Origin of the sequence: Pseudonocardia sp. SID8383 (genome assembly GCF_009864975.1) — a bacterium.
GTDB lineage: Bacteria > Actinomycetota > Actinomycetes > Mycobacteriales > Pseudonocardiaceae > Pseudonocardia > Pseudonocardia alni.
Window position 1 is genome coordinate 1 of record NZ_WWFY01000414.1, and the last position, 11186, is coordinate 11186.

At 72.4% G+C, this 11186-nt stretch carries 10 protein-coding genes and 1 pseudogene; 8 read left to right on the forward strand and 3 right to left on the reverse strand.

Translation table 11 applies throughout. The annotated features are described in order from the left end of the window. Positions 1-188: 188 nt before the first annotated feature. The 3 genes from panC to GTW08_RS10180 are packed head-to-tail and all read left to right on the forward strand — an operon-like array spanning position 189 to position 2278. The gene (gene panC, locus GTW08_RS10170) at positions 189-1031 is read left to right on the forward strand and encodes a pantoate--beta-alanine ligase (RefSeq protein ID WP_202416911.1); all 843 of its coding nucleotides are present in this window, start codon (positions 189-191) and stop codon (positions 1029-1031) included. A gap of 22 nt (positions 1032-1053) precedes the next feature. Continuing rightward, complete coding sequence (gene panD / locus GTW08_RS10175) at positions 1054-1464, forward strand: aspartate 1-decarboxylase (protein WP_073576761.1); 411 nt, start codon at positions 1054-1056, stop codon at positions 1462-1464. Positions 1465-1474: 10 nt separating this feature from the next. Further along, the gene (locus GTW08_RS10180; RefSeq protein ID WP_100878917.1) at positions 1475-2278 is read left to right on the forward strand and encodes a type III pantothenate kinase; all 804 of its coding nucleotides are present in this window, start codon (positions 1475-1477) and stop codon (positions 2276-2278) included. Between the two features lie 32 nt (positions 2279-2310). Here GTW08_RS10180 and GTW08_RS10185 read toward each other — a convergent pair whose 3' ends face one another. Then, a complete protein-coding gene (locus GTW08_RS10185) occupies positions 2311-3069 on the reverse strand; it encodes a methyltransferase domain-containing protein (RefSeq protein WP_161151819.1) in 759 nt (252 codons plus the stop codon). Between the two features lie 159 nt (positions 3070-3228). On the opposite strand from GTW08_RS10185, the gene lysS reads away from it, so the two are divergent. The 4 genes from lysS to GTW08_RS10205 all read left to right on the forward strand — a co-directional run bounded on the left by lysS (position 3229) and on the right by GTW08_RS10205 (position 8992). Then, the gene (lysS, locus tag GTW08_RS10190; protein ID WP_073576925.1) at positions 3229-4686 is read left to right on the forward strand and encodes a lysine--tRNA ligase; all 1458 of its coding nucleotides are present in this window, start codon (positions 3229-3231) and stop codon (positions 4684-4686) included. 277 nt (positions 4687-4963) lie between these two features. Next, on the forward strand, positions 4964-5311 hold the full coding sequence (locus tag GTW08_RS10195) for a histone-like nucleoid-structuring protein Lsr2 (RefSeq protein ID WP_073576759.1): 348 nt from the start codon (positions 4964-4966) through the stop codon (positions 5309-5311). A 79-nt stretch (positions 5312-5390) separates the two neighbouring features. After that, positions 5391-6218, forward strand: coding sequence for a siderophore-interacting protein (locus GTW08_RS10200; protein WP_073576758.1), 828 nt, complete (start codon positions 5391-5393; stop codon positions 6216-6218). Between the two features lie 230 nt (positions 6219-6448). Beyond that, on the forward strand, positions 6449-8992 hold the full coding sequence (locus GTW08_RS10205) for an ATP-dependent Clp protease ATP-binding subunit (protein WP_073576757.1): 2544 nt from the start codon (positions 6449-6451) through the stop codon (positions 8990-8992). Positions 8993-9119: 127 nt separating this feature from the next. Here GTW08_RS10205 and GTW08_RS10210 read toward each other — a convergent pair whose 3' ends face one another. Then, entirely contained in the window at positions 9120-9836 is a 717-nt protein-coding gene (locus tag GTW08_RS10210; RefSeq protein WP_073576756.1) for a nucleoside/nucleotide kinase family protein, read from the reverse strand. 28 nt (positions 9837-9864) lie between these two features. Between GTW08_RS10210 and GTW08_RS10215 the strand changes: the two genes are divergently transcribed. After that, positions 9865-10899, forward strand: a complete 1035-nt coding sequence (locus GTW08_RS10215) for a YihY/virulence factor BrkB family protein (RefSeq protein WP_073576755.1) — start codon at positions 9865-9867, stop codon at positions 10897-10899. A 4-nt stretch (positions 10900-10903) separates the two neighbouring features. Here GTW08_RS10215 and GTW08_RS10220 read toward each other — a convergent pair. After that, positions 10904-11186: pseudogene (locus GTW08_RS10220) on the reverse strand (transcriptional regulator); the annotation flags it as partial.

Genomic DNA, 11186 nt, shown 5'->3' on the forward strand with positions numbered 1-11186 from the left:
CACCTGGAGCACATCGCCGACGCCGACGCCGACCTGGCCGCCGCCTACCGGGCGCTGGCCGGGCGCACCGCCCACCGCGCCGCCGCCGCCGGGCTCCTCGGCCCCGACGGCGTCCGCGACATCGAGACCGCACTGGAGGAGAAGTGAGCACCCCCGGCTCCACCCGGAACGGCTACGGCACCGGCCGGCTGACCGTGCACGCCGACCCCGCGAAGCTCGCCGCGGTCACCCGCGCGCTGCGCGGGGCGGGCCGCAAGGTCGTCCTCATCCCCACGATGGGCGCCCTGCACGAGGGCCACCGCGAGCTGATCCGGCATGCGAAGCGGATCCCCGGCGCCGTCGTCCCGGTCGTGTCGATCTTCGTGAACCCGCTGCAGTTCGGCGCGGGCGAGGACCTCGACCGCTACCCGCGCCCGATCGAGGCCGACCTCGACGCCTGCCGCGAGGAGGGCGTCGAGCTGGTGTTCACCCCGCAGGTCGAGCACATGTACCCGCCGGGCTCGCAGACCCGCGTCACCGCCGGGCCGCTCGGCGACGAGCTGGAGGGTGCCTCCCGGAAGGGCCACTTCGACGGCGTCCTGACCGTCGTGTCCAAGCTGTTCCACATCGTCGGCCCGGACGTCGCGCTGTTCGGCGAGAAGGACTACCAGCAGCTGACGCTGATCCGCCGGATGGTGCGCGACCTGGACTTCCCGACCCGGGTCGTCGGCGTCCCGACCGTCCGCGAGGACGACGGCCTGGCCCTGTCCTCGCGCAACGTCTACCTCGACCCCGGGCAGCGCCGCGCCGCCGCCGTGCTGTCGCGCGCGCTCGCGGCCGGGGCCGCGGTGTCGGTCCGCGGGCACGACGCCGTGCTGGACGCCGCCCGCGCCGAGCTGGCGACCGAGCCGGAGGTCGACGTCGACTACCTCGAGCTGCGCGACACCGACCTCGGACCGGCCCCCGCCCCGGGCGCCGGGGACGGCCGCCTGCTCGTCGCCGCCCGGGTCGGCGCCACCCGTCTGATCGACAACGCCCCCATCGCGTTCTGACCGCGTCCCGAGGAGAACCGCCGTGAACCGCACGATGATGAAGTCCAAGATCCACCGCGCCACCGTGACGCAGGCCGACCTGCACTACGTCGGCTCGGTCACCGTCGACGCCGACCTGATGGCGGCCGCCGACCTGCTCGAGGGCGAGCAGGTCAGCATCGTCGACATCACCAACGGCGCCCGCCTGGAGACCTACGTGATCACCGGCGAGCCCGGCTCCGGGGTGATCGGCATCAACGGCGCCGCCGCGCACCTGGTGCACCCCGGTGACCTGGTCATCCTGATCTCCTACGGCTCCTACGACGAGGCCGAGCTGCGCGACTACAGCCCGCGCGTCGTCTTCGTCGACGCCGACAACCGGATCGCCGACCTGGGCGCCGACCCGGGGCACGCCCCGGAGGGTTCGGGCCTGCTGACCAGCGCGGCCCGCTGAGGACGACACGGTGCTGCTCTGCATCGATGTGGGGAACACCCACGTCTCGCTGGGGCTCTACCCCGACACCGGGACGGGTGCGGAGGCGCTCGACCCGGAGCCGGAGCGGCGCTGGCGGCTGCGCACCGACACCAGTGCCACCGCCGACGAGCTGGACCTGACCGTCACCGGGATGCTCGGCGCGCACTTCCCCGAGGTCACCGCGGTCGCCGCGCTGTCCACGGTGCCCGGGCCGTCGCGGGAGCTGCGCACGCTGCTCTCGCGCTGGTCGGACCGGATGCGGACGCTCGTCGTCGGGCCGGGGGTACGGACGGGCGTGCCGCTGCTGGTGGACCACCCGCGCGAGGTGGGCGCGGACCGGGTCGTGAACTCGCTCGCCGCGCACCACCTGTTCGGCACCACCTGCGTCTGCGTCGACCTCGGGACCTGCACGAACATCGACGTGGTCACCGCGAAGGGTGAGTTCCTCGGCGGAGCGCTGGCCCCGGGCATCGACATCGCGATGCAGGCGCTGGCCGAGCGGGCGTCGTCGCTGCGGCCGGTGGACCTGGTCGAGCCGCGCTCGGTGATCGGCCGGACGACGGTCGAGGCCGTCCAGGCCGGGGTGCTCTACGGCGCCGCCGGGCAGGTCGACGGGCTGGTCCGCCGGATCCTCGCCGAGCTGGGCCCGGACGCGCTGCCGGTCACCGTGATCGTCACCGGTGGGCTCGCGGAGCTCGTCCACGGCCGTGCCGACACCGTCACCCACCACGTCCCGGACCTGACGCTGCACGGGCTGCGGCTGACCCACCTGCGCCACCACCGGCCCCGCTGACCGGGCCCGTGGACCGCGCCCGCCGGCCGGGCTCAGAGCTTGCGGGACCGCCGCACGATCGTCCGCATCGGCATGGTGAAGCGGCCGTCGGCGTCGGCGACCTGCCCGGTCAGGAACTCCCGGGCGGCGGCGAACACCGCGTCCCGGTCCTGCGGGGTGCTCCGCAGCGCCCAGGAGTGCGTGGCGATGTCGGCGAGATGCTCGTCGACGGTGGTCGGGCGGTCCCAGGTGACGCGGTCCTCCCCGTCGTCGACGAACCAGGGGGAGCCCGGGTGCGGCGTCGCGTCGCCGCCACCGGCCGGGTTGTCGGGCACCCGCCGACCGCGCACGGTGAGCTCGCCGAACTCGCGGATCCAGGCGACGTCGTCGTCCCCGCCGTTCCACAGCCCGGCCAGCACCCCGCCGGGCCGCAGCACCCGCGCCATCTCCGGGGCGGCCCGGTCGAGGTCGAACCAGTGCAGCGCCTGCCCGACCAGGACGGCATCGAGGTGGCCGTCGGGCAGCGGGATGCGTTCCGCGGACCCGGTCCGGGCCTCGACGCCGGGGGAGCGCTCGCGCAGCACCGCGAGCATCGCCGGGTCCGGCTCCACTGCGACGACGTCAAGCCCGCGGGCGGTCAGGACGCGCGTCAGCTTCCCGGTCCCCGCGCCCAGGTCGAGCACGCGGGGCCGTTCCGGGGTCCCGGCCAGCGCCGCGTCGACGGCGGCGTCGGGGTAGGCGGGGCGGTGGTCGTCGTAGGCGCGCGCGACGGCACCGAACGTGCGGCCGCGGTCCACCTCGTCGTCGGGCACCTCCGCACGGTAGGCCGGTGGCCGACCACCGCGCGAGGCCTCGCCGCGGAGGTGGGGGGTGACGACGGGCGCTCCCGGGTACCGCCGATAGCCTGACCTGCCGTGAACACTCCCGGCACACCGTCCGACCCGGCGACCGAGGCCGACCTCCCCGAGCAGATGCGGGTGCGCCGGGCCAAGCGCGCGGAGCTGATCGCCGCGGGCACCGACCCGTACCCCGTCGAGGTCCCCCGCACGCACTCGCTGCGCCAGGTCCGCGACGCCCACCCGGACCTGCCCGCGGACACCGCGACGGGCGAGACCGTGGCCGTCGCCGGCCGGGTGATCTTCGTGCGGAACACCGGCAAGCTGTGCTTCGCGACGCTGCGCGAGGGCGACGGCACCGAGCTGCAGGCCATGCTCTCGCTCGACCGGGTCGGGGCGGAGGCGCTGGCCGGCTGGAAGTCCGTCGTCGACATGGGTGACTTCGTCGCGGTGCGCGGTGAGGTCATCACCTCGCGACGGGGCGAGCTCTCGGTGATGGTCGACGAGTGGTCGGTCGCCGCGAAGTCGGTCCGGCCGCTGCCGACCGCGCACAAGGAGCTCTCGGAGGAGAACCGGGTCCGGCAGCGCTACGTCGACCTCATCCTGCGCCCGCAGGCCCGCGAGACCGTGCGCGCGCGGTCCACCGTGCTGCGGACCGTCCGTGAGTCGCTCACCGGCCGCGACTTCATCGAGGTGGAGACGCCGATGCTGCAGAACCTGCACGGCGGTGCCACTGCGCGTCCGTTCGTGACGCACGCGAACGCACTCGACTCCGATCTGTATCTGCGGATCGCACCGGAGCTGTTCCTGAAGCGTTGCGTGGTCGGTGGTATCGAGCGCGTCTTCGAGCTGAACCGGGTGTTCCGGAACGAGGGCATCGACTCCACGCATTCCCCGGAGTTCGCGATGCTGGAGGCCTACCAGGCCTACGCGACCTACGACGACATGGCGGTCCTGACGCGGGAGCTGATCCAGTCCTCGGCGCAGGCGCTGTTCGGTTCCACCACGGTGCGCCACCACGACGGCACCGAGCACGATCTCGGTGGCGAGTGGCGATCGGTGACCATCTACGGATCGGTGTCCGAGGCCGTCGGGCGGGACGTGACGCCGGACACGGAACTGTCGGAACTGCAGCGGATCGCGCACGCCCACGACGTCGACATCACCGATTACCCGACGGCCGCACAGATCGTGCTGGAGTTGTTCGAGAAGCTGGTCGAGCACACCCTGCACGAGCCGACCTTCGTGCGCGACTTCCCGGTCGAGGTGCGGCCGCTCACCCGTGCGCACCGCGACGACCCGCGGCTGTCGGAGTCCTGGGACCTCATCGTCTTCGGCGTGGAGCTGGCCACGGCCTACTCCGAGCTGGTGGACCCGGTCGAGCAGCGGGAACGCCTGCACGCCCAGTCGCTCAAGGCCGCGGCGGGCGACCCGGAGGCCATGCAGCTCGACGAGGACTTCCTGCGCGCCATGGAGTACGGCATGCCGCCCACCGGTGGGATGGGAATGGGTATCGACCGTCTCCTGATGACCCTGACCGGCCTCGGAATCCGCGAGACGATCCTGTTCCCGCTGGTCCGCGGCGAGTCCTGAACCGGTTCCGAACGCACATCCGACGACGTCCCCGGCCGCGAACAGCGACCGGGGGCGTCGTGTTTGGCGGACCCGTACGAGTGGTGTCGAACTCGGTTCGCCGTATTTCGCCGTACCCAGGTCGACGACACGAACATTTCTCGGATACTCTCGGATTCGAGTCGGAACCGGTACCCGGTGGCCTCATATTGCGTCCTGCTATTGCATCGCGCAGTCGCCGATGTCCGCCCCGGTCCCTCATCATGAACGTGTTCGGCCATTCAGGGAGGCTGCGGAGATGGCGCAGATCAAGGAAGTCCGGCTCGTCGACGATCTGACCGGTGACGCGGCGGACGAGACGATCGAGTTCGGTCTCGACGGACGCAACTACGAGATCGACCTGTCCGACGGGAATGCGAAGAAGCTGCGCGACGTGCTCGCCGACTACGTCGCGGCCGCCCGTCGCGCCGGTGGCGCGGCCCGTCGGCGCAGCAGCGGCTCGTCGGGCGGGGCGGCCCGCCGCCCGTCGGTCGACCGCGAGCAGAACCAGGCGATCCGCGAGTGGGCCCGCAACCGCGGGATGAAGGTCTCGGACCGCGGCCGCATCCCGGCCGAGGTGCTCGAGGCCTACCACCAGGAGAACTAAGGTCTGCCTTACCCGGCGGGGCGGGGGAGGGGTACCGTCGCGACGGCCCCTTCCCCTCTCGTCGTTGGGAGGCAGCCTGATGGCCCGCCCCGTCACCGATCTCCGGGTGCTCCGCACCGAACGCCTGAGCCCGCACATGGTGCGCGTCGTCGCCGGTGGCGACGGCCTGGCGGCGTTCCCCGTCACGGAGCACACCGACCGCTACGTCAAGATCCTCTTCCCGCTCCCCGGCGTCGACTACCCCGAGCCGCTGGACATGGACCGGGTGCACGCCGAGCTGCCGCGCGACCGGTGGCCCGCCCAGCGGACCTACACCGTCCGCTCGCTCGATCACGCCGCAGGCGAGCTCGTCATCGACTTCGTCCACCACGGCGACACCGGCCTCGCCGGCCCGTGGGCGGCCGCCGCCCGCCCGGGCGACCGGCTGCGGATGCTCGGCCCGGGCGGCGCCTACGCCCCGGACCCGGACGCCGACTGGCACCTGCTCGTCGGCGACGAGGCCGCGCTGCCCGCGATCTGCGCCGCGCTCGAGCGGATCCCGGCCGGGCGACCGGTCGTCGCCGTCCTGCAGGTGGACGGTCCCGGCGACGAGATCGACGTGCCGACGGGCCCCGGGGTGGACGTGCGGTGGCTGTACCGCATCGACGCCGGGGGCGACCCGGACTCGGAGCAGCTGCCCGCCGTCGTCGCGGGTCTGGAGTTCCTCCCCGGGCGCGTGCACGCCTTCGTGCACGGTGAGGCGATCGCCGTGCGCGAACTCCGCAGGCACCTCACCCGCGAGCGCGGCGTCGCCAAGGACGACCTGTCGATCTCCGGGTACTGGCGCCGCGGGCGCGACGAGGAGGGGTTCCGGCAGTTCAAGGCGGCCGAGCGGGAGCGCGAGGAGGCCGCTGCCGCGACCGGCTGACGTCCGTCGGGAACACGGCAGGTGTCACCCGTGTTACTGCGGGCACGTACCCCGGTGCACGTCAGGTGGAGGCGCCGGGGCCCCTTCGACCGATACAGTGGTATGTGGTCTCCCGTGAGGGTGGCCTGGCGCGGTGTCACGCGAGGGCGCAGTGTCGGTTCGGGCGAGCCCGGACCGTACGGAGATGCTGGTCGCGCCGTCAGTGAGGCGCAGCAGGCAAGGAGTGCGAATTGTTCGAGAGGTTCACCGACCGAGCGCGACGTGTTGTCGTCCTGGCCCAGGAAGAGGCCCGGATGCTCAACCACAACTACATCGGGACCGAGCACATCCTCCTTGGCCTGATCCACGAGGGAGAGGGCGTCGCCGCGAAGGCGCTCGAGTCCCTCGGTATCGCTCTGGAGGGCGTGCGACAGCAGGTCGAGGAGATCATCGGCCAGGGGCAGCAGGCCCCGTCCGGGCACATCCCCTTCACCCCCCGGGCGAAGAAGGTGCTGGAGCTGTCGCTGCGCGAGGCGCTGCAGCTCGGCCACAACTACATCGGGACCGAGCACATCCTGCTCGGCCTCATCCGCGAGGGCGAGGGCGTCGCGGCCCAGGTGCTGGTCAAGCTGGGCGCCGACCTCAACCGTGTCCGTCAGCAGGTGCTCCAGCTGCTGTCCGGCTACCAGGGCAAGGAGCCGCAGGAGAGCGGCACCGGTGGCCGTGGCGAGGGCACGCCGTCCTCGTCGCTGGTGCTGGACCAGTTCGGTCGCAACCTCACCCAGCAGGCCCGTGAGGGCAAGCTGGACCCGGTCATCGGCCGGGAGAAGGAGATCGAGCGGATCATGCAGGTCCTCTCGCGGAGGACCAAGAACAACCCGGTGCTGATCGGCGAGGCCGGCGTCGGCAAGACCGCCGCCGTCGAGGGCCTCGGCCAGGCGATCGTCAAGGGCGAGGTCCCGGAGACGCTGAAGGACAAGCAGCTCTACACCCTCGACCTGGGCTCGCTGGTCGCCGGTTCCCGCTACCGCGGTGACTTCGAGGAGCGCCTCAAGAAGGTGCTCAAGGAGATCCGCACCCGCGGTGACATCATCCTGTTCATCGACGAGATCCACACCCTGGTGGGTGCGGGTGCGGCCGAGGGCGCGATCGACGCCGCCTCGATCCTCAAGCCGATGCTTGCCCGCGGCGAGCTGCAGACCATCGGTGCGACGACGCTCGACGAGTACCGCAAGTACGTCGAGAAGGACCCCGCGCTGGAGCGCCGCTTCCAGCCGATCCAGGTGTCCGAGCCGTCGGTCGAGCACACGATCGAGATCCTTCGTGGTCTGCGTGACCGGTACGAGGCGCACCACCGCGTCACGATCACCGACGACGCACTGGCCTCGGCCGCGACGCTGGCCGACCGCTACATCAACGACCGCTTCCTGCCGGACAAGGCGATCGACCTGATCGACGAGGCCGGCGCCCGGATGCGCATCCGCCGGATGACGGCTCCGCCGGACCTGCGGGAGTTCGACGAGAAGATCGCGAACGTCCGCCGGGACAAGGAGTCGGCGATCGACGCCCAGGACTTCGAGCGGGCCGCGCACCTGCGCGACCAGGAGAAGACCCTGCTCGGCGAGAAGGCCGAGCGCGAGAAGCAGTGGAAGTCGGGCGACCTCGACGTCGTCGCGGAGGTCGACGGTGAGCAGATCGCCGAGGTGCTGGGCAACTGGACCGGCATCCCGGTGTTCAAGCTGACCGAGGAGGAGACGACCCGTCTGCTCAAGATGGAGGACGAGGTCCACAAGCGGATCATCGGCCAGGAGGACGCGGTCCGCTCCGTCTCGCAGGCGATCCGTCGTACCCGCGCCGGCCTGAAGGACCCGAAGCGCCCGTCCGGCTCGTTCATCTTCGCCGGCCCGTCCGGTGTCGGTAAGACCGAGCTGTCCAAGGCGCTCGCCAACTTCCTGTTCGGCGAGGACGACGCCCTCATCCAGATCGACATGGGTGAGTTCCACGACCGCTACACCGCCTCGCGGCTGTTCGGTGCCCCTCCCGGGTACGTCGGCTACGAGGAGGGCGGCCAGCTCACCGAGAAGGTGCGGCGCAAGCCGTTCTCGGTGGTGCTGTTCGACGAGATCGAGAAGGCGCACCAGGAGATCTACAACACGCTCCTGCAGGTGCTCGAGGACGGCCGTCTCACCGACGGCCAGGGCCGCACGGTCGACTTCAAGAACACCGTGCTGATCTTCACCTCGAACCTGGGTACCCAGGACATCTCGAAGGCCGTGGGACTGGGCTTCTCCTCCGGTGGCGACGAGAAGTCGAACTACGAGCGGATGAAGACGAAGGTCAACGACGAGCTGAAGAAGCACTTCAGGCCGGAGTTCCTCAACCGCATCGACGACATCATCGTCTTCCACCAGCTCAACCAGGAACAGATCATCCAGATGGTCGACCTGATGATCGGGCGGGTGGAGAAGCAGCTGGCGAACAAGGACATGGGCATCGAGCTCACCGACAACGCCAAGAAGCTGCTGGCCCACCGCGGGTTCGACCCGGTCCTGGGCGCCCGGCCGCTGCGCCGGACGATCCAGCGGGAGATCGAGGACCAGCTGTCGGAGAAGATCCTGTTCGGCGAGATCGAGGCCGGGCAGATCGTCATCGTCGACGTCGAGGGCCTCGACACCTCCGCGGAGGAGGGCTCCAACGCCTGGTCGGACAAGGCCAAGTTCACCTTCCGCGGTGAGCGCAAGCCGTCCGAGCCGGTGCCGGACACCCCGCCCACCGCGCTGGCCGGCGAGGAGTGAGACAGACCCACGCATGACGGCGGCGGGCCGTCCCGGGAACTCCCGGGGCGGCCCGCCGTTGTCGGTCCGGAGCCCGGTTCCGACCCCGGCCCGGTGGCCCCCAGGGGAACTTTCGAGGCGTAGAGCGCTACGAAGGTTCCCCTGGGAGCGGGCCGGGGGGGTGGTCGGGCAGCGCGACGACCAGGTCGGCCCGGTGCCGGGACGCCTCGACGAGTCGGGCGTTCGGCTCGTCGGTGCGCTCGACCCACACCCGGGCCGCCTCCAGGGTCTTGCCGAAGCGCACGTGCCGCGCGACCAGGCGCTCCAGCCGGAGCGCCTCGTCGGTCTCGTGGAACCACACGGCGTCGAACCCTGCCCGCACCGCCCGCCAGCGGGGGGTGTCGAGGAGCAGGTAGTTGCCCTCGCTGACCACGAGCCGGCACTGCGGGTGCACCGGGACCGACCCGGCGACGGGCTGCTCGATCTCCCGGTCGAACGCCGGGGCGTACACCGGGCCCGCGCCGTCGTCGGGGGTGAGCCGCAGCCGGGCGAGCAGCGCGGCGTAGCCGTCGGCGTCGAAGGTGTCGGGGGCGCCCTTGCGATGACGTCGGCCCAGCCGGTCCAGCTCGACGTCGGCGAGATGGAAGCCGTCCATCGGGACATGGGCGACCCAGCCGGGGCCGAGCCCGTCCGGGGGCGTGGCGGCGAGCGCCCGGACCAGGGCCAGCGCGACGGTCGTCTTCCCGGCCCCGGGGGCCCCCGCGATGCCGAGCACCGCCCGTCGTCGTCCGGCGGCGAGCGCCCGGGCGCGCTCCACCAGCTCGTCGAAGCGGTCGGTCCGTGCCGGGGTGTCCACGAGCGTCATTCTTTCCGCCTGCGGCTAGGTTCTGCGCATGAGCTCGGTGCGCCCGGTCCCCGAGACCCGGCTGATGACCGGCGAGGAGCTCTCCGCCGACGACGCCGCCCACACGCTGCGCCGCTACGGCCTCGGGCACCTGCTGTCCGCGGGCTTCCTGCGCTTCCGCTACGGCGACGGCTTCTCCCACGCCCGCGCGTTCGGCCTGCAGCTGGCGCTCGCCGCCGTCCCGCTGATCATCGCCGGGGTCGGGCTGTCCGCCGCGGCGGGCGCCGAGGGCGCCTCGGAGGTCGTCGCCCGCACGGTGCTGGCGCTGTCCCCCGGGACCAGCGACGAGCTGGTCGCCGAGGCGGTCCGCGGTGCCGGAGCGGGGGAGGCCGACCCGGACGACCCCGGTGAGCAGGCCGAGCGTGACGACACCCCCACCGGGGAACGCGGTGAGCTGGTCCTCGCGCTCGGCCTGCTCACCGCGTTCGCCGCGGCGACCTCGGCGTTCGCGCAGCTGGAGCGGGGCGCGAACCGGATCTACGGCACCGAGCGGGACCGGCCCGCGCTCGCCAAGTACGCGCGTGCCGCGGCGCTGACCGCCACCGCGGGCGTCGCCATGGCGACCGGGCTGCTGCTGATCGTGGCGGGGGAGCCGTTCGGGGACGCGGTGCGCGAGGTGTACCGGTGGGGTGCGGTCGCCGAGACGGTGTGGGACGTCGTGCGCTGGCCGGTCGGGCTCGCGCTGCTCGTCGTCGCGGTGACGGTGCTGCTGCGGTTCGCGCCGCGCCGTCGCCAGCCGGGACTGTCCTGGCTGGGCGCCGGGGCCGCGGTCACGGTGCTGCTGTGGCTGGTCGCGTCCGGACTGCTGGGTCTCTACGTCGCCGTCGCGGACACCTTCGGTGAGACCTACGGGCCGCTGACGGCGGTGATGGCCCTGCTGATCTGGGCGAACATCAGCGGGGTCGCGTTGCTGGCCGGGGTGGCGCTGTCCGCGCAGCTGGAGGCGGTGCGTGCCGGTGAGGAGGACCCGCGGCTGCCCGACTCCGACGACGACGGCATCCCCGACCACACCGACCCGGACTGAGCGCTCAGCCGAGCTCGTCGTGCCGCGGGTCCGACGACGGCAGCAGCGCTCGCAGCCGGTGGCGCAGCTCCTCGTCGTCGGTGCCGTCGCCCCGGCCGGCCCGGACCAGGGTCCACAGCGCGTCCGGGTCGTCGGCCCGCAGCAGCGCCGACCGGACGGCGACGGCGAGCTGCTCGCGGGCCCGGCGGATCTCCGGTGCGTCGGAGGTCGGCAGCAGCGGCCCACGGGCGGCCTCGGCCGCGGCGTCGCGGACCCGACCCTCCCGCAGCGCCGCGCGCAGCCGGAGG

What these genes read in the sequence shown, in the direction of transcription:
- lysS (WP_073576925.1), top strand. Translation starts at nt 3,229, where the DNA reads ATGCGGGTGCGCCGGGCCAAGCGCGCGGAGCTGATCGCCGCGGGCACC.
- GTW08_RS10195 (WP_073576759.1), top strand. Translation starts at nt 4,964, where the DNA reads ATGGCGCAGATCAAGGAAGTCCGGCTCGTCGACGATCTGACCGGTGAC.
- GTW08_RS10200 (WP_073576758.1), top strand. Translation starts at nt 5,391, where the DNA reads ATGGCCCGCCCCGTCACCGATCTCCGGGTGCTCCGCACCGAACGCCTG.
- GTW08_RS10210 (WP_073576756.1), bottom strand. Translation starts at nt 9,836, where the DNA reads ATGACGCTCGTGGACACCCCGGCACGGACCGACCGCTTCGACGAGCTG.
- GTW08_RS10215 (WP_073576755.1), top strand. Translation starts at nt 9,865, where the DNA reads ATGAGCTCGGTGCGCCCGGTCCCCGAGACCCGGCTGATGACCGGCGAG.